An 18,781-nucleotide genomic window follows, 5' to 3' on the forward strand; every position below is an offset into this window, starting at 1 on the left:
GAACACGGCATGTCAGCACCGGCCATTGAACGGCACAACCACGAAAACCTGGAAGGCATCAACCGCACACTGGCATCCCTGGATGCGCAGGCCCGGGTGCGCTGGGGACTGGAGCACTTCGGCGAGCAGATCGTGCTCAGTTCCAGTTTTGGTGCGCAGGCCGCGGTGATGTTGCATCTGGTGACCCGTGAACAACCGGATATCCCCGTAATCCTGGTGGATACGGGTTATCTCTTTCCGGAAACCTATCGGTTCGTGGATGAACTGTCCTCGCGCCTCAACCTGAACCTGCATGTGTACCGCGCCGCCCTTTCCCCGCACTGGCAGGAGGCGCGCTACGGCAAGCTGTGGGAACAGGGGCTGGAGGGAATCGAGCGTTATAACCGGATGAACAAGGTGGAACCCATGCAGCGGGCACTCGGTGAACTGGGGGCACGCGCCTGGTTTGCCGGGCTGCGCCGACAGCAGTCGGCCTCCCGGGCAAACCTGGATATCGTGGCCTCACAGAATGGGCGGCTGAAGATTCACCCCATCATCGAATGGACCGACCGGGATGTGCACCGCTATCTCACCCGCCATGAACTGCCCTATCACCCGCTGTGGCACGAGGGCTACCTGTCCATCGGTGATGTCCATACCACGCGCTCGGTACATGAGATTGATGACCCGTCACAGATGCGGTTCTTCGGCCTCAAGCGCGAGTGCGGGTTGCATGAGCATGTGTGAGCCAGTGGTAGTGTTCGGCTACTGACCGTCGTTATGGGAGCTGTAGACCCAACTGCGGCCTTCGGCATCGAAGGCCATGACGTCATAAGGCTGGGTCCGGCCATCGGGCATTTCCATCCCGGGAGAACCCAGCGGCATGCCCGGGGCGGCAATACCCACCGCTCCCGCCGGACGCTCGGCCAGGAAGCGATGCACCACCTCGGCAGGAACGTGTCCCTCCACGATCACCCCATCCACAATGGCGGTATGACACGAGGCCATGGCACGGGGTAACCCCACCTGCGCCTTGACCAGACCCATGGCACGGGTTTCCCGGCTGTCCACCCGGAACCCGTTGGCCTCCAGGTGCTGTTCCCACAGGGTACAGCACCCACAGTCGGGGTCCTTGTAGACGGTGATGGCCACGTCTTCCGCCTGTACCCCCCCCAGAGACAGGGCACCGATCAACAGGGACAGCATCAGGATGGGTTTCAGGAAAAATGGAACATCCTTTGCGGGGGACATGGTTGACTCCGGACCGGCTACGGTCATCGATTGAAAGAACTACTGATTGATCCAGCGCCCCTGGGCATCCCGGCAGGCCACGCCGGTGATGGTTTCCCGTGAACCGTCGATATTGCCGATGACGGTATATTCACGGCAGTCCTGACCCGAGGCCTGGTAGGTACGCGTGGGGGTGGCCTGGAAACTGTGGCCGGTATTCGGGTTTCGCCAGGCCACCGGGCGATTGTCGGGGGAGGTTTCCAGGGCACGGGAGACGTTCATGCGATCCACTTCGTCCATGGTCCGTCCCACGGAACCGCCGACCGCCGCGCCCGCCAGGGTGCCGGCAATGATGGCGGCGGTACGCCCCCTGCCGGCACCAACCTGACTGCCGATGACGCCGCCCAGGGCCCCGCCGATCACCGCCCCGGTCTGCTCCTGGGTCGGTCCCGTCGCACAGCCGCCGACGAGGACGGCCGCGCCCATGATGGCGGCAATGCTGATCTTGCTCAGAATGGTCATGATGATGCTCCCGGGTCTTTTGCGCAGACAGGTTCAGGCTTCCGTGGGAGGATAGACCAAAAGACCTGAACGGGGCCTGACCAAAGCCATATGGAAATTGGAGACCGGACGATCAAGCGGTTCTGAGCAGATCATACTGCAGATCCGGATAGGCCCTCGGACTCCTCACACCGTTCAGCACCGCCTGCGGATCTTCACTCTCCGGCAACTGGAAGGCGTTGAAACCGACCCGGCGCATGAAGTCCAGCTGATCCCGATAGACCTCGCCGGTCGCCCTGAGTTCGCCCTGATAGCCGTGCCGGGTACGCAGCAACCGGGCAGTGCTGTAGTGCCGGCCATCCGCCACCCGGGGAAAATGCAGGCCGATCAGGTTCAATCGGCCGAGCCACGGCAGGATCGGCTCCAGGCTGTCTTCCGGTTGCAGGATCACGCCCAGTCCGCCGGGGCGCTGGGAATAGAACAGGGCGTTGGCGACGAACCGCTCATACCCGAACAGCAGGTTTCCGTCCGGCGGCAGGGATTCGTCATCCCTCACTGTGCGCCAGTGATCCGTGGTGAGTTGCCCGTCGAGAATGATCATGTTGTTCATAAACCGTTTCCTTGAAAGTCTTGAGACCGATGCGTTGCACCGTCTCCGCAAAAGGCTCCCCCGACAGCCGCCGGGCGGCGTAAAGGGCGAGTATTGTTTCGATGGCGTCCGGGACTTGCTCCGCCCGCAGGGCCGGCCCGAGCACGCGCCCCAGCCGGCTCTCGGCCCCGGCACGGCCTCCCAGCAGCAGCTGGAACCAGGAACCGCCCTGCTTTTCCACACCCAGCAGACCGATGTCCGCCACGTGGTGATGGGCACATCCGTTCATGCAGCCGGAGATCTTCAGGTGGACCTCCCCCAGGTCATGGAGATAATCCAGATCCTGGAAACGCTGCTGGATCTGCTGCGCCAGCGGCAGGGTGGCCGCATTGGCCAGATTGCAGTAATCCAGTCCCGGACAGGCGGTCACATCGTTCACCGTGCCGATGCCGGGATTGGCCAGACCCAGGATGTCCAGGGTCTGCCAGACCTCCCGCAGGGCCCGCACCGGAATATGGGGCAGCAGCAGGTTCTGATCATGGGTGGTCTGCAACCGGCTGAAGCCGTGCTGATCCGCCAGATCGGCCAGCACGCGCATCTCCACCGCCGTCAGGTCGCCGGGCGCCCGTTCCAGCCCCTTGAGCAGGATGAAGACCACCCGGTACCCGGGTACCCGGTGTTCACGGGTGTTGTACCGGAGCCAGCGGGCAAAAGCCCCGGTGGGCGTGGGCTCGATCCGGTCATCGGCCAGCGCGGGATCATGGGCCGGCTCGGTGAATCGGGCCTGGATCCGCGCCAGGGCGGCCAGGGCCGAGATGGACCGGGTTTCACGAATGTCCTGCCAGGTTGCTTCCACCTGATTCGAGAAGGCCTCGATCCCCAGGCTCTTGACCAGGATCTTGATACGGGATTTGTAGAGATGATCCCTGCGCCCGGCCTGGTTGTAGACCCGCAATACCGCCGTGAGATAGTCGATGAGATCATCAGCGGGCAGGAACTCCCGCAGGCACTGGGCCAGATGGGGCTCTCGACCCAGGCCGCCGCCGACCCAGACCCGGAATCCCGGCTTCTCCTGTTCATCCCGCCGAAGTTCCAGCCCCAGATCATGAATCCGGCAGGCGGCGCGGTCGTGCAGGCGGCCGCTGACGGCGATCTTGAACTTGCGCGGCAGGAAGGTGAACTCGGGGTTCAGGGTGGCCCATTGCCGGATCAGCTCGCACCAGGGCCGGGGGTCATCCACCTCGCCGGGCAAAAGTCCCGCCAGCGGATCGGTGGTGACGTTGCGGATGCAGTTGCCGCTGGTCTGGATGGCATGCAAACCCACCTCGGCCAGTTCGGCCAGGACATCGGGGACCGACGCCAGCGTGAGCCAGTTGAACTGGATGTTCTGGCGGGTGGTGAAATGGCCATAGCCGCGGTCATGGTGCTCGGCCACATGGGCCAACCCCCGCAACTGGTCCGAGGAGAGGACACCATAGGGGATGGCCACCCGCAGCATGGGGGCATGGCGCTGCACATAGAGGCCGTTCATGAGGCGCAGCGGACGGTAGGCATCCTCGGTCAGCTGCCCGGCCAGAAAACGCTGTGTCTGGTCGCGGAATTCCGCCACCCGCTCCCGCAGCAGGGCCTGGTCCCATTCATCCTGTTGGTACATTGTCTGCCGTCTCCTGCATTCTTGAGCTTTGCAGGAGGTTACTTCAATTGATAACGATCAAAAAAGAATTTGTATTCATCTATTGATTCTTTTAGTGAATATGAGGCAGGTCAAGGGGAGTGTCGGCCAGGTTCAGGAACGCCCCGCAAGGCCTACAATGAAGCCCAGGCAGTTGACCACCTGGAGGCATCATGGAATTACCCGAGCTGACAGTCCGCCTGCCCGACTGGTTGCAGACACAACTGCGAGGACCGGTTCCCGTGCTGGAGACCGCCGAGGCACAGGTCCGGTTCGCCATCGAACTGTCCCGACAGAATGTGATCCACGGCACCGGCGGGCCTTTTGGGGCCGCCATCTTCGACGAGGACGGGACCCTGGTGGCACCGGGGGTGAACATGGTGGTGAGCCGGGGCTGTTCCATCCTGCATGGGGAGATGGTGGCACTGGCCATGGCCCAGCAGAGGGTGGGGCGGCACGACCTGAGCGATGGCGGGCAACACCGGTATCGGCTGGCGGTATCGGCCGAACCCTGTGCCATGTGCATGGGTGCCCTGCCCTGGTCCGGCATCCGGGAACTGGTCTACGCGGCCCTGGACGAGGATGTTCGGGCCATCGGGTTTGACGAGGGCGACAAGCCCGCGGCCTGGCCGCAGGCCCTGGAACGGCGAGGCATCCGGGTGACGGGAGGGGTGCTGCGGGAGGAGGCCGTGGCCGTGCTCAATCAGTATCTGGCGACCGGCGGCCGGCTCTACTGAGAGCCGGGCACCAGCAGTCACGATGCGGGAGACTCCCGCGAGGGCGGCCTATTCCTCTCCCGGCGTCTCGCCCCGGGCAGCCCTTTCCATCTCCTCCAGACTGACGTGGCGCACGTCCTTGCCCTTCACCAGGTAGATCACATATTCGCACATGTTGCGGGCATGATCGCCGATGCGCTCCAGCGCCCGCAGGGCCCAGATCACGTCCAGGGCACGGGTGATGGTGCGGGGGTCTTCCATCATGTAGGTGATGTGCTGGCGCATCACGGACTCGTACTCCCGGTCCACGTTCGCATCTTCCCTGGCCACCGCCAGGGCCACTTCCACATCCATGCGGGCAAAGGCATCCAGGGCCTCATGCACCAGACGCGCCACCCGTTCGCCCAGGGACTGAACATCCGCGTACTGATTCTTGGGTCTGTCCTTCTCCGCCAAGTGCACCGCCATGCGGGCCACCTTCTCCGCCTGGTCGCCGATACGCTCCAGATCGGTGATGGTCTTGACGATGGAGATAATGAAGCGAAGATCGCTGGCCGCCGGCTGATGGCGGGCCAGGATCTCGGCGCACTGCTCGTCGATGATGACCTCCAGGCTGTTGACCCGGGCATCGTTCTTGATGACCTGATCCGCCAGGCGCACGTCGGCGGCCACCAGTGCGTTCACGGCATCGATCACCTGGGATTCCACCAAGCCACCCATGGCGAGGACGCGGTTGCGCAAGCTCTCCAGTTCCTCGTTGTATTTCTCCAGGTAGTGACCACCCAGTTTGTTCTTGTCCATCGCTATTGCCTCGAAAATGTCGGTGAAGAACGGCCGATCAGCCGTAACGACCCGTAATGTAGTCCTCGGTGGCCTTCTTCCTGGGATTGGTGAACAGGGTCATGGTGTCACCGTATTCGATCATCTCGCCAAGATACATGTAAGCGGTGTAGTCGGATACCCGGGCCGCCTGCTGCATGTTGTGGGTGACGATGAGGATGGTGTATTCCTTCTTCAGCTCATAGATCAGCTCTTCGATCTTGGCGGTGGAAATCGGGTCCAGGGCCGAGGCCGGTTCATCCAGCAGGATCACCTCCGGCTCGATGGCGATGGCCCGGGCAATGACCAGACGCTGCTGCTGACCCCCGGAAAGCCCGAAGGCGTTCTGGTGGAGACGGTCCTTGACCTCGTCCCACAGGGCCGCGCCCCGCAGGGATCGCTCCACCACCTCGTCCAGCACCTTGCGGTCCCGCACACCCTGCAGGCGCAGGCCGTAGGCCACGTTCTCGTAGATGGACTTGGGGAAGGGGTTGGGTTTCTGAAACACCATGCCCACCCGGCGACGCAGTTCGGCCACGTCCACCTTGCGGTCATAGATGTCGTCCCCCTCCAGCAGGATCTTGCCCTCGATACGGCAGGCATCCACCAGGTCGTTCATGCGATTGAAACAGCGCAGCAGAGTGGACTTGCCGCAGCCGCTGGGGCCGATGAAGGCGGTGACCCGCTTCGCGGCCACCTTCATGGAGATGCGCTTCAGGGCCTGGGCCTCACCGTAGTAGAGGTTGAGGTCCTGCACTTCCAGGGCAATGGTCTCGTCGGCCAGGCGCAGACGCTTGCGCTCGGTGTTCTCGAAGAGACCGGCGGTGACGCCGTGGGTCATGGTGTTCTGCTCTGTCATGGTTGTCATGCCGTCCATATTCTTGAATCTCTTCGATCGGGATCAATCCGACTCGCCACGATATTTCTCGCGCAGATGGTTGCGAATGCTGATGGCGGTCAGGTTCAGCACCACGATCAGGACCACCAGGGTCAGGGCGGTGGCGTAAACCAGCGGCTGGGCCGCCTCCACGTTGGGACTCTGGAAGCCCACATCAAAGATGTGGAAGCCCAGATGCATGATCTTGCGCTCCAGATGAATGAAGGGGAAGTTACCGTCGATGGGCAGGGTCGGAGCCAGCTTCACCACCCCCACCAGCATCAGCGGCGCCACCTCGCCCGCGGCCCGGGCGATGGCCAGGATCAGGCCGGTCATCATGGCGGGCGTGGCCAGGGGTACCACCACCTTCCACAGGGTCTCCGCCTTGGTGGCACCCAGGGCCAGACTGCCGTGACGGATGGTGCTTGGAATCCGTGACAACCCCTCCTCCGTGGCCACGATCACCACCGGCAGGGTCAGCAGGGCCAGGGTGAAGGAGGCCCACATCAGACCCGGCGTGCCGAAGGTGGGCGACGGCAGGGCCTCCGGATAGAAGTTGCGGTCAATGGCCCCGCCCATGAAATAGACGAAGAAGCCCAGGCCGAACACCCCGAAGACGATGGAGGGCACCCCCGCCAGGTTGTACACGGAGATGCGAATCACCCGCAGCAGCGGCCCCTGGCGGGCGTATTCCCGCAGGTAGATGGCCGCCAGCACACCGAAGGGAGTGACGATGATGGACATGATGAACACCATGGTCACGGTACCGAAAATGGCCGGGAAAATGCCGCCCTCGGTGTTGGCCTCACGGGGATAGCCGCTCATGAACTCCCAGAACTGCTTGAGATACAGGCCGATCTTGCTGAACACATTCATGTCGTTCGGCTGGATGGCGCGAATGATCTGGGCCATGGGAATTTCCCATTCCCGACCATCCATCACCCGCGTCACCAGAGTGTCGCGACGCACGTCCTTGTACAGCGCGTCCAGCTGCTCCTGCAGCACGGCGTATTCCTGGTCCAGTACCAGGCGCTGGGCGGCCAAGGCCGCCATGCCCTGATCCCGCTCGGCCACGGTGATGCGGCCTTCACGCAGTTGCAGGTCCAGGCGCCGCTCGCTCAGACGCACCCGCTCCATGCGGTGATTGACGTTGCCGATCTCCCGTCGCTCGATGCGGCGGATTTCATCAAAGATATCGTTGGCGCGGCGAATGCGCTGCTGCAGCTCCGGCCACAGCTGGTCTCCTTCCGCCACGGTGCGGCCCTGTTCCAGGATGCGCACGGGGAAGCCGTAGAAATCGCCCCATTCACGCCGCTCCAGGCGCATGACATCTCTCGGATAGGACCACTGGCTCATGCCGATTTCCGGATACCAGACGAAGTCCCGCCCCCAGACATCCCGGTTACCCTGCTTGATCAGGTGACGGGTGACCAGTTGGATATCGTCATCGATGGGCACCCCCGCATCCCGCAGTACCTGGGCCGGCAGCACCTGGGAGCGGGACAGTTCGCCAACGATGCGAATTTCGCGACCGTCATGGGTGATCAGATCCGTCATCAGGATCGGCGAGGGCCAGAAGTGGGAGAAACCGCGCACCAGGATGAGGGCCAAAAGGCCCACCACCATGATCATGCTGATGGCGATGGCGCCGGCATTGAGCCAGACCCAGGGGCTGCCGCTCTTGAACCAGTTCTTGAGAGTCATTTGCTTGTTCCCGGCATGTTCCGGTCCAGTTCCAGAAAAATCATCATGTCATGCCCTCCCCGGCCTACAGATTGCTGTAGCGCTGACGCAGGCGCTGGCGGATGATCTCCGCCGCCGTGTTCACCACGAAGGTGAGGATCAGCAGCACCAGGGCGGAGAAGAACAGGATGCGGTAGTGCGTGCTGCCCACGGCGGTCTCGGTCAGTTCCACGGCGATGTTGGCCGAGAGGGTGCGCATGCCTTCGAAGATGTTGAAGTTGATCACCGGGCTGTTGCCGGTGGCCATCAGCACGATCATGGTCTCGCCCACGGCCCGACCGAAGCCCATCATCACGGCGGCGAAGATACCGGGGCTGGCGGTGGGCAGCACCACGCCCACCACCGTCTGCCAGGGGGTGGCGCCCAGAGCCAAGGAACCTTGGGTCAGGTGCTTGGGCACGTTGAACACCGCATCCTCGGCGATGGAGAAGATGGTGGGAATGACGGCAAAACCCATGGCGATCCCCACCACCAGGGCATTGCGCTGGTCGTAGGTAATGCCCACGTCGGTCAACCACTGACGCATGCTGCCGCCGAAGAACAGCACCTCCATCAGGGGACTGGCGGCGACGCACAGCCAGCCCACCAACAGGATCACCGGCACCAACACCAGGATCTCCATGCCCAGGGGGACGTACTGGCGCACGCTCATGGGCACGCGGGTCCATGCGAAGCCGGCCGCCAGCATGGCCAGGGGCATGAGGATGAGGATACTGAACACCGCCGGCAGATGGGACTCGATGAACGGCGCCAGCCACAGGCCCGCCAGGAAGCCCAGAATCACGGTGGGCAGGGCCTCCATGATCTCCACCGTGGGCTTGACCACGGTGCGCAGGTGGCGCTGCATGAAATAAGCGGTATAGATCGCACCCATGATGGCCAGGGGGGTGGCGAACAGCATGGCAAAGAAGGCGGCCTTCAGGGTACCCAGGGTCACGGGAATCAGGCTGAACTTGGGCTCGAAATCATCGGTGGCGCCGGAGGACTGCCAGATGAATTCGGGCTGACTGCGCCCCTCGTACCACACCCGGCTCCACAGAGCCTGCCACGAAGCCTGCGGGTGGGGATTGCGCAGGTCCAGGAACAAAATGTTGTCGGCCTCGTCCCTCACCAGCATGGCCCGATTCACCGGTGACAGACCGATGTCCAGGATCGGACCATCGGTCACCTGACGCTTGAGCAGGGTCCGGTGGGAGGTGGCGTAATGAATGCCCAGTACACCGGAGGCATCTCCCACATAGAATCCCTTGCGGGCCAGTTCCGGCGTGATGGCGGTGATGGGCGCGGCATGGGGCTCGAACTCCCGTACCAGGGTCAAGTGATGAAGATTCTGCTCATCCCGCACCAGGAACCACTGGGACACCGAACCGTCGGACCCACCGACGATGATGGACAGGGTGCCCACCAGGAAGTCCATGGCCGTGATCTGATGTCCCTGGGGAACCACCCGGCCGGAATCGGCCAGACGGGCATTGGCCGGCACGGAGATGTCGTAGTAATGGAGCTGTCCCAGGTCATCGGCAACGAAGACGCTGCGATGATCCCCTGACACCAGGATCTGCCGGGTGTTACCGGGTGGAGACGGCAACTGGAAAGAGTCCCGCCGCACGTCCACGGCCCCGGTGAAGAGGTTGGTGGTGCTGCGTACCCGGCTCATGAGCAGACGGTTGTCTTCGGTGAGCGCCGCCAGCACGAAACCCTGGGGGCCTTCCTGGACGGCAATCTGGGTGAGGGCCCTGCCTTGGGGGTCCACCACCACCGGGTCATCCCCCAGAGGGAAATCCACCTTGGGCGTGATGTAACGGATGTCATCCGGATAGCTCAGGTCATAGGCATGGCGGCCGATGATGGCGCTGCCGTCCGACAGGCCATAGGCCACCAGTCGCTGGCGAGCCTCGCCATGGGCAAAGCTGGTGACAGCCACCCCTTCGGGAATGGGCATGGCCGCCTGGGCGCGGACGCGGCCATCGCCGGTTTCAAAGAAGGTGGCGATACCGCGGTCGGAAAAGCGCACCCCCAGTTCCTGATAGCGCTCCAGGGTCAGAAACAGGGTATCGGCGTCGGCATCACCGGGGAGCTGGTAGGTGCTTTCGACGGAGACATCCGCCGGCACCAGCAGCGGGAAAACCTCGTAAAAGAGGTAGACGAAGATCAGACCCAGGGCGAACACCACCCCGATACCGCCGGCACCCACGCCATAGCGGGACACACCGTCCTTGAAATAGCGCCACTTGCGCAGGCGTGCACGTTTTTCACCGCTGGGGAGCAGCGTGGCCGACGGCCTGCTGTCCTTGCCCGGGGCTGTGATGGATGCATCAGTCATGGGGAAATCGCCGTCCGAAGGGATTGCACTTTGCGCGCACGGTAACCCATGAAAGTGACAGTATGGTTACGGACTGTCATATTTCATGAAAGGCACGCATGTCTTCATTCCCGCAAAGGCGGGAATCCAGTGGTGGACTGAAAGGCCTGGGCTCCCACTTTCGCGGGAGTGACGGGAGTGACGGAAGCGAGGCACAAAAAAACCGGCCCCGGCGATACCTCGCCGGGGCCGGTTTGCAGTCGATCGCAAGGACCGCTTACTTCACACCGACGCGCTCGCGCACCTGAGCGGCCACGGAGGCCGGCAGGGGGATGTAGCCGTCACGGAACACGATTTCCTGCCCCTGCTTGGACAGGATGAGCTTGACGAATTCGTTTTCCAGCGGCGCCATGCCCCGGTTGGGGTGGGCATTCACGTAGACCAGCAGCTGACGGGCCAGCGGATAGTCACCGGTGGCGGCATTTTCCGCCGTGGGCTCAAAGAGCTGGGACTCATCCTTGCCGATGGCAATGGCGCGCACACCGGCGGTCTGATAGCCGATGCCGGAATAGCCGATGCCGTTGATGGACTCGGTCACGCCCTGAACCACGGAGGCGGAACCAGGCTGCTCGTTGATGCTGGGCTTGAAGTCACCCCCGCAAAGGGCGAATTCACGGAAGAAGCCATAGGTGCCGGAGACGGCGTTACGGCTGTAGAGGGTGAAGTCGCGGTTGGCCCAGGCACCGGTCAGACCCAGTTGACCCCAGCGGGTGATGTCTTCGGGATGGCCGCAGCGGCGGGTGGCGGAGAATACCGCGTCCACCTGGGGAATGGACATGCCCTGGATGGGGTTATCCTTGTTCACGAACACCGCCACCATGTCGATGGCCACACCCACTTCCGTGGGCGGATAGCCGTGGGCCTGTTCGAAGGCCTGGATCTCGGAGGAGCGCATGGCACGGCTCATGGGGCCGAAGTTGGCGGTACCCTGGGTGATGGCCGGCGGAGCGGTGCCGGAGCCGGCACCCTGGATCTGGATGTTGACGTTGGGATAGAAGCGATTGAACTCCTCGGCCCAGAGGGTCATGAGGTTGTTCAGGGTATCGGAGCCGATGGAGGACAGATTGCCCGAGATGCCGGAGACGCGCTGGTAGTCGGGCAGGTTGGGGTCGACGCGATCCGCCATGGCGGGCGCGGAAACCATCAGGGCCGCGGCCACGCCGGCGACAAGGGCCTTCTTCAGGTTCATCATTGATTTCCTCTGGACAGGGGTGTGCGTGTGTCGAGAAGCCCGCAAGGGCTACCTACCGTCTTGACGTGAGGCAGTATGAAAACCTGCGGTGTCAGGTTTGTGAAGAGAGCATGACATTTTGGTGACAGACCCGTCCTGGACACAGACCCGCAGGAGCGGGCCTGTCCACGAACGGGCGCGGCCCCGATGGGTCAGGGTTGCTTCACGTCCCCGGCACCATCCTTATCGCCCCGTACCGATCCCTCATCGGTCACCAGCGCCTTCAAGGTCATGCCGCCCAGGCGCTCCCGCAGCATCTCGTCCCGCTCCCTCAATACCCGGTCCACCCGCCGATCCTCACCGGGCAGCCCGTCATCCAGCAATGAACTGCCATAGCCGCGCACCGAATCCAGGATCTCCTTCAAACTGATCCGTTCCAGATCCCGCCCCGGCACATAGGTTGCGTCCTCTTTCCTCGCCGCCACCAACAGACCGGCCTGCTTCAGCGCCTCCAGCACCGGCGCCAGGGCCTCTTCGGGCAGATTGAAGTCCCGGGCCATCTGTATCCTTGGCGTCGGCCCCTCGCCCTGATAGAAACGTTCCGCGGTGAGCCGCATCACCCTCAGGGCCAGACGCTCCTGCAGATCCCCCGAGAGTCTGACCGGCACCCCCTGGGCCACATGCAGATAGCCGGGATTCTGCACATAGAAGGCCACATGGGAGCCCACCAACAGGATCAGCCAGTTCAGATACAGCCAGAACAGCGCCATGATGACGATGGCAAATCCGGAATAGATGGCATCGTACCGGGTGGACCCGGCCATCATGGAGGCAAAGCCCCAGCCGGTGGTCTGCCAGAGCAGCGCGGCCACGAGCGCCCCCGTCAGCGCGGGCAGCGGTTTCACGCGGGTATTGGGCACGAAGACATAAATGAAGGCGAAGGCCATCGTCACCAGCAGATACGGCACCAGGCGACTCAACAACGCCACCGACTCCCCCACCAGACCATAGTCCATGGCCCTCTGTACGACATCCGTGGCCATCACCGAGGCCGTGATGCCAAGGGCGGAGAAGATCAGCACCGGCCCCACCAGGATCACGCTGAGATAATTGGCGAACCGCTGGGCAAAACCGCGCGGACAGGTCACATGCCAGATGTAATTGAAGGCCGTCTCCACCTTCTGGATCAGACCGACCACAGTGAAAAAGAGGAAGATCAGGCCGATAAAACCCAACACCCCGACCCGCATGTTATCCACGAAGCCCACCACGTTGGCGGCGATCTCTTCTCCCTGCTCGCCCAGGGGCTCCAACACCATCAGCAGGAATGGTTCCACCGCGTTGTGGGCACCAAACCCCTTGAGCACGGAAAAGGACAGGGCCAGCAACGGCACCACCGACAGCAGGCTGGTATAGACCAGGCTCATGGCATGCAGGTTGAGTTGACCGGCGGAGACTTCCCGGCCGATGCTCATGACCGCCCGCGCCGCACCCACCGCCCGGGCCTGGGATCGGGGCATGCGTCGCAGGTCACCCTGCTCCACCAGTTTTCTCAGGTGCTCGGGATAGTCCGCAATCTTCACCGATCGGCTCCTTTGCAGAATACGCATGACACCATGATAGGCCGCGCGGGAGCAGGCTGTCACATGTGAGATAAGGCCCGGTGCATCTCAAACAGTGTCACAAGACGCGGCCCCATCGGTGATCGGGGTATTTCCGGCATCATTTCCGGGAAGTCCAGCCATCAGGCCCGGAATTGCCATTACCAATGCATCCGCCTCGACCGCGGGAGAAAACAGCCATCCCTGAAAGCGATGGCAGCCCATGCCACGGAGCAGTCGAAACTGCTCCGGCGTTTCCACCCCTTCCGCCACCACCGTCAGGCCCAGCGCGTGGGACAGGGCCAGAATCATGGCGCAGATCTGACGATCCCCTTCGTCGTGGGCAATGTCGCGTACAAAGGCCTTGTCGATCTTCAACTCACCCGCCGGCAGTTTCTTGAGTTTGACCAGGGACGACTGCCCGGTGCCGAAATCATCGATGGACAGGCCGAATCCGGCCTCCCGCAAGGCCACCACGGTGGGGATGACCTCGTCATCAAGCATTTCCGATTCGGTCACCTCCAGCATGATGGTATCAGGAGAAGTGCCTTCCTCCCGTGCGATGTCCAGCAGTTGACGGGCAAGCTCCGGTCGGCGTAGCTGTACCGCCGAAATATTGATGGAGACGGCTCCGATCTCTACCCCACCCTGCCGCCATTGCCTCAACTGCCGACAGACAGACCGGAAGATCCACTCCCCGATGGGTACGATCAGTCCGGTGGACTCGGCCAGGGGAATGAAATCCTCCGGCGAAACCGGCTGGCCATGCACGGTCCACCGTAACAATGCCTCTGCCCCCACAAGCCGCCCGGCCGCATCCATTTGCGGCTGATACAGAACATGGAATTGTCCTTCCGGCAGGGCACGATGCAGCAGGGTGCTCAATTCCAGGCGCTTACGGGCGATGAGCGTGTATTCCTGCAAATAGAAGCAGTAACTGTTGCGATTGCTGGATTTCACCTGATTCAGCGCCAAGTCTGCGTTTCGGACCAATTCCATCACGGTGGAAGCATCGTCCGGGTACAGGCTGATGCCGATACTCGCAGTGACAAAATGCGGCTCTCTGCCGCTTTCCAGGCATGGCTTGGAAAACCCCTGCAGAATCCCTTCGGCCAGCTGTGCAACCTCCGTTCTGGATCGGCACTGTTCCACCATCACCATGAATTCATCACCGCTCATGCGGGCCAGGGTACACCGATCATCCAGCGAACGACTGATCCTGGCGCTGGCTTCACACAACAACATGTCTCCGGTGCGGTGGCCGTAAATGTCATTGATCTGCTTGAAATGATCGAGGTCCACCAGCATGAAGGCCACTCGATCATGGCGTCGAGCCGCCATTTGCAAGGCGTGTTCCATCTGGTTCTCGAAGAACAGTCGGTTTGGCAAATGAGTCAGGGCATCATAATGAGCCAGCCGGAACATCTGCTCCTGATTCTGCAAAATGGCCGTTTCCGCCTGACGCAGGCGCTCCAGCACCTCTAACATATGCGTCTGGCGCACCCCCACCAGCAGCAGCGTCAGCAAACAGCAGACGAAAATGATGCCTCGCTCAAACCCCGTTTCAGTCAAGGCATAAAAGAAATGGAACAGCAACGCCAGGGCCAGCAACATGGCAAGCAGGGGCACATGATTCATGACCCTCTCACAGGCATTCAGATATCCCGGCTCCTGTCGAACCTCGATGCGCCAGAAACGGGCACCCAGGCCCAACAACAAAGCACTGACGCCAAAGGCCATGTTGAATAGCATGCCCGCCTGCAGCTGGCCATCCAGCACCATCAGATTCCACTGCATCCAGGTCAGCCCATAGGCGGTGATACCGACCATCAGCAGCAGATGGGCCGGCGCCATGCGCAGGGCCATGCCGGGGATCATCAACAGGGCAAAGAAGGCGGCACTGAGAAAACTGACCGGATAGAAGACCAGCACCAGCAGGGCAATCAGGGAAATCTCCTCTCCATGGGGGACATAGAGCGTGAGCACCAGCGCCAGCAGGGCAAATACCATTCCGCAGATGTCCAGCATCGCGGAATGGAAACGGTCCGCGGGCAGATGCAGCTTCAATGCGCGCATCAGTCCGATCATCCAGAGGGGACCCACCGCCAGGAACAGGACATCGGCTAGGGAGGGAAAAGGATTCCAGCCGGCAAGCACCTGCAGATTCCAGACCAACTGGCCAACCAGCATCAGCCCCGCCCCCAGAACGAGCCAGAACAGCACATCCGCATCGTGCGTGGCCGCCAGGCGCATGCCCCGCCATGCCAGGGCCAGCGACAGGGCAAAGGCGGAAGTCCAATGGAGCATATCCAGGATCACTACTCTGGCGCCGCCTTCAAGCAACCATGCTGTCAGGCCGAGCAGAAAGGTGATCAGCACCCAGAGCCCGAACAGGATCAGTTCCGGCGGGTTGACGATCCTCTGCTGCGTTACCGACATGAACTGCCTCGTTTGTGCATCGTCACGGAATGGGTGGAGCCGGTGAACATGATCAGGTTGTAGCACAATCCCGTGAATACTTATCTATTACTCAACGAGCGGCTACACTGCCCCACCCGGATTGATTCAAGGAGCGCCCGTCATGCCCATCCAGGTCGGCGATCAGATCCCCGAGATCACCCTGCGCGTGATGACACCGGCAGGTGACCACCCCATCACCACCACGGAACTCTTCAGTGGCTACCGTAGCGCCCTGTTCGCCGTTCCCGGCGCCTTCACGCCCGCCTGCTCCGGTGTTCATCTGCCCGGCTTCATCCACAAGGCGGAGCAGCTGCGGGCCGCCGGCATCGAGCGCCTCTTGTGCCTGGCGGTGAACGATATCTTCGTCCTTGATGCCTGGGCCGACATCCATGCAGTGGGCGACCGGATCATGATGGTCTCCGACGGCAATGGGGACTTCACCCGGGCCGTGGGACTGGAATCCGATGCCACCGGCAGTCAGATGGGGGTCCGCTCCCGGCGCTATGCCATGATCATCGACAACGGCCGGTTGGAGTGGATCGGCGTGGACAAGCCCCGTCAGGTGGTGGAAAGTGCCGCCGATGCCGTCCTCAAGGCCCTCGACCGGGGCTGAGGGATCGGCCCCGCCACCGGCGGGGCGGACGATGCCTGGGGCGACGCTCCGTGGGGCGATGAAATCCTGAAACACCCTGCCGCCTGATCCAGCTCCGCCGCCACTTGCTTCTGCTCCCGGGCAGCCGCGGCCTGCTCCGCCATGGCCAGCTCGGTCTGATTGGCCTCCCGCAGCAAAACCTCCAGACGCCGGCGCATGCTCAGGGTCTTGCCGCGCTGCACGTCGGTATCCCCGGAGACCTGTTCGGTCACATGGCGGATGGCCTCCACCGCCTGCCCGATGGATACCAGCGCCGTCACCGCCTCGCCGGTCTCGGTCACACAGCGCTCGGCGGTCTGCCGCTCGTTTTCCATGGCATCCACCACCTCCCGCATGTTGCCGTGCAAACGCTCCACCATGCCCTGGATGCGCCCCGTGGCCTCGCGGGTATCGGCGGCCAGACCGCGTACCTGTTCCGCCACCACGGCAAAGCCACGCCCCTGCTCTCCCGCCCGGGCCGCCTCGATGGCCGCGTTCAGGGCCAGCAGATTGGTCTGTTCGGCTATCTTGCGGATGGTGGTGAGCACGGAATCGATATCCCCGGCAGCCACTTGCAGTGCCTGAAGATGTGCGCTGGACTCGGTGACCTGCCGGGCCAGTTCATCCGTCAGTCCGGCCACGTCCCGCACCTGGGCCTGGCCACCCTCCGCCAGCCGGGTGGCCGACGAGGCGGATTCGGCAACCCGTTGCATCTGCTCGACGATACGATCGGTCGCGGACTCCATGGCGGTCGCCTCTGCGTCCAGCGCATCCAGGGCGGCCCGCTGGTCGTGCACGGAGGACAGGCACTGCTCGCTGGTGGCGGCATTGCCGTCCGCCAGGGCGGCAGTACGCCCCGACCGGGTCACGATACCGCCCACGAAGGACTCCAACTCGCGGAACAGGCCATCCAGGGCAGTGGCAATCATGCCGATCTCGTCCCGGCGACCATTGGAAAAACGACGGGTCAGATCCTGATGGGAGGCGGCTTCGCCGATGTTACGGGCCAGATCCCTCAGCGGGCGGCTGATGAGACGGGCGAACCACCAGGAAGCCAGCGCCGCCAGCAGGGACAGGACAATCACTCCGGAAACGGCGCCGACACTCAGATCCCGCCGCATCTGCGTCAATGGCGCCATGATCTCCAGAGGATCCTGCTGGGTCACCAGGGCAAAACGATGGCCCGCAATCTCCAGGGGGGTCCAGGCCATGAACATGTCCCGTCCCAGATAATCCTTTTCAAGGCCCATGCCGCCATGCCCCGCCAGCGCGGCGCGGACCGCGCCGGTATCCAAGGTCAGGTGCCCGGCAATCCGGCCCTGGCCGGCGGCGCGCTGAAAATCCGGAGACAGGGCGTCGGGACGAACCGACTGCAACCGGCGTAGGAATTCCGTGCGATTCTCCAGCATGGGCCGCAACTCGGTCACCAGACGATGGCGCTCATCCACCAGATAGGACTCTCCCGTGGCCCCTAGCCCCGCCTGTACCCAACCACCGGCATTGGTCATGATCTGGGTGAAACGCGCCGCGGGGATCTCCGCCACCAGCATGCCCAGGGGACGCTCGGGACTGTAGACGGCATGAAAGACCGGCACGCCGATGAAGACCACCGGTTCATTGAAGCGTCCCGAGAAGTCCTCGAAGGGGGCCATGCGAAACCCGTCCGCCCCCCGATTCGCCATCATCCCCCGGGCCAACGCCCCCAGGGCGCTGTCAGAAAAAGGCCCCTGGCGCAGGGAGGTACCGAAGACAGGCCCCTTGGTCACCGAGTAGATCACCGCCAGGGACTGGGCATCAATGAGCATGAGGTCATTGAACCCCAGGCGTTCAAGGGTATCCCGCAAGCTCTGGTGATAACGCAGATGCTGCTGTCCGTAGATGCTGCCGTCACGGCGGTCCACCAGGGCCTTCAGGTCTTCCGGGTCATGGGGGTTGTCGGCCACATAATAGCGCTGGATCAGCAGGGCCTCGTGGGACATGGCCCCCAGCCAATCTCCCAGGGGCGCGCTCAGGCCCCCGGTACGGGCCGCGTACAAGGGCGCATAGCGATCCTCATACCACCGACCCACCTGTTGCCGCAGCTGTTCCGTGGACCCACCCTCGACCTCGTAGCGGTAGGAAGCAAAAGGGCGGATGAAGCCGTAAACCGCATCCTGCACCAGACGGCCATGGGCCAGGGTCTGCAGCAGATTTTCCAGCCCCTGCATCTCGTCCAGCAATCGTGCCTGACGACCATCCGCCACCGTCTGGAACTGCTGACCGATGGCATGTTCGATCACCTGGGTGGCACTGCGGTCGGCCACATGGCTCGTGGTGACGGCGGACAACAGCACGGCCAGGCCGGTGAGCACGGTGGCTCCGGCCATCAATCGGATCGTGATTTTCATGGATCACCAGGAACGGGGCTTGAGTATGACGCAGGAAACTGTC

General features: G+C 62.8%; 15 protein-coding genes. 3 read left to right on the forward strand and 12 right to left on the reverse strand.

The features are described from left to right. Nucleotides 1–9 precede the first annotated feature (9 nt). On the forward strand, nt 10–726 hold the full coding sequence (locus LQD11_RS12020; protein WP_238617761.1) for a phosphoadenylyl-sulfate reductase: 717 nt from the start codon (nt 10–12) through the stop codon (nt 724–726). An 18-nt stretch (nt 727–744) separates the two neighbouring features. Here LQD11_RS12020 and LQD11_RS12025 read toward each other — a convergent pair whose 3' ends face one another. The 4 genes from LQD11_RS12025 to LQD11_RS12040 all read right to left on the reverse strand — a co-directional run bounded on the left by LQD11_RS12025 (nt 745) and on the right by LQD11_RS12040 (nt 3,953). Next, nucleotides 745–1,230: a DUF411 domain-containing protein gene (locus tag LQD11_RS12025; protein WP_238617762.1), complete on the reverse strand. Its 486-nt coding sequence runs from the start codon at nt 1,228–1,230 to the stop codon at nt 745–747. 39 nt (nt 1,231–1,269) lie between these two features. Continuing rightward, on the reverse strand, nt 1,270–1,731 hold the full coding sequence (locus LQD11_RS12030) for an RT0821/Lpp0805 family surface protein (protein ID WP_238617763.1): 462 nt from the start codon (nt 1,729–1,731) through the stop codon (nt 1,270–1,272). A 112-nt stretch (nt 1,732–1,843) separates the two neighbouring features. Beyond that, the gene (locus LQD11_RS12035; RefSeq protein WP_238617764.1) at nt 1,844–2,320 is read right to left on the reverse strand and encodes a DUF934 domain-containing protein; all 477 of its coding nucleotides are present in this window, start codon (nt 2,318–2,320) and stop codon (nt 1,844–1,846) included. Next, nucleotides 2,256–3,953: a nitrite/sulfite reductase gene (locus LQD11_RS12040; RefSeq protein ID WP_238617765.1), complete on the reverse strand. Its 1,698-nt coding sequence runs from the start codon at nt 3,951–3,953 to the stop codon at nt 2,256–2,258. Before LQD11_RS12040 ends, LQD11_RS12035 begins: the two co-directional genes overlap by 65 nt. A 191-nt stretch (nt 3,954–4,144) precedes the next feature. Between LQD11_RS12040 and LQD11_RS12045 the strand changes: the two genes are divergently transcribed. Beyond that, nucleotides 4,145–4,708, forward strand: a complete 564-nt coding sequence (locus tag LQD11_RS12045; protein ID WP_238617766.1) for a nucleoside deaminase — start codon at nt 4,145–4,147, stop codon at nt 4,706–4,708. Nucleotides 4,709–4,756: 48 nt separating this feature from the next. On the opposite strand, the gene phoU is transcribed toward LQD11_RS12045, so the two are convergent. From phoU to LQD11_RS12080, 7 genes are all read right to left on the reverse strand, one after another. Then, nucleotides 4,757–5,488 carry a phosphate signaling complex protein PhoU gene (phoU, locus tag LQD11_RS12050; protein WP_238617767.1) on the reverse strand — a complete coding sequence of 244 codons (732 nt, stop codon included), beginning with the start codon at nt 5,486–5,488 and terminating at the stop codon, nt 4,757–4,759. Nucleotides 5,489–5,525: 37 nt separating this feature from the next. Continuing rightward, a complete protein-coding gene (gene pstB / locus LQD11_RS12055; protein ID WP_238617768.1) occupies nt 5,526–6,383 on the reverse strand; it encodes a phosphate ABC transporter ATP-binding protein PstB in 858 nt (285 codons plus the stop codon). A gap of 24 nt (nt 6,384–6,407) precedes the next feature. Next, nucleotides 6,408–8,087, reverse strand: a complete 1,680-nt coding sequence (gene pstA / locus LQD11_RS12060; protein ID WP_238617769.1) for a phosphate ABC transporter permease PstA — start codon at nt 8,085–8,087, stop codon at nt 6,408–6,410. Nucleotides 8,088–8,151: 64 nt separating this feature from the next. Beyond that, nucleotides 8,152–10,449 carry an ABC transporter permease subunit gene (locus LQD11_RS12065; RefSeq protein WP_238617770.1) on the reverse strand — a complete coding sequence of 766 codons (2,298 nt, stop codon included), beginning with the start codon at nt 10,447–10,449 and terminating at the stop codon, nt 8,152–8,154. A 256-nt stretch (nt 10,450–10,705) separates the two neighbouring features. Then, nucleotides 10,706–11,677, reverse strand: a complete 972-nt coding sequence (locus LQD11_RS12070; RefSeq protein ID WP_276315701.1) for a PstS family phosphate ABC transporter substrate-binding protein — start codon at nt 11,675–11,677, stop codon at nt 10,706–10,708. 194 nt (nt 11,678–11,871) lie between these two features. Next, nucleotides 11,872–13,242: a YhjD/YihY/BrkB family envelope integrity protein gene (locus tag LQD11_RS12075; RefSeq protein WP_238617771.1), complete on the reverse strand. Its 1,371-nt coding sequence runs from the start codon at nt 13,240–13,242 to the stop codon at nt 11,872–11,874. 87 nt (nt 13,243–13,329) lie between these two features. Next, on the reverse strand, nt 13,330–15,699 hold the full coding sequence (locus tag LQD11_RS12080) for a putative bifunctional diguanylate cyclase/phosphodiesterase (RefSeq protein ID WP_238617772.1): 2,370 nt from the start codon (nt 15,697–15,699) through the stop codon (nt 13,330–13,332). 142 nt (nt 15,700–15,841) lie between these two features. Between LQD11_RS12080 and LQD11_RS12085 the strand changes: the two genes are divergently transcribed. Then, nucleotides 15,842–16,333 carry a peroxiredoxin gene (locus LQD11_RS12085; RefSeq protein WP_238617773.1) on the forward strand — a complete coding sequence of 164 codons (492 nt, stop codon included), beginning with the start codon at nt 15,842–15,844 and terminating at the stop codon, nt 16,331–16,333. On the opposite strand, the gene LQD11_RS12090 is transcribed toward LQD11_RS12085, so the two are convergent. After that, nucleotides 16,279–18,738: a methyl-accepting chemotaxis protein gene (locus tag LQD11_RS12090; protein ID WP_238617774.1), complete on the reverse strand. Its 2,460-nt coding sequence runs from the start codon at nt 18,736–18,738 to the stop codon at nt 16,279–16,281. The two genes, LQD11_RS12085 and LQD11_RS12090, sit on opposite strands and share 55 nt — an antisense overlap. Nucleotides 18,739–18,781: the final 43 nt, after the last annotated feature.

The organism is Ectothiorhodospira shaposhnikovii (assembly GCF_022227765.1).
GTDB lineage: Bacteria > Pseudomonadota > Gammaproteobacteria > Ectothiorhodospirales > Ectothiorhodospiraceae > Ectothiorhodospira.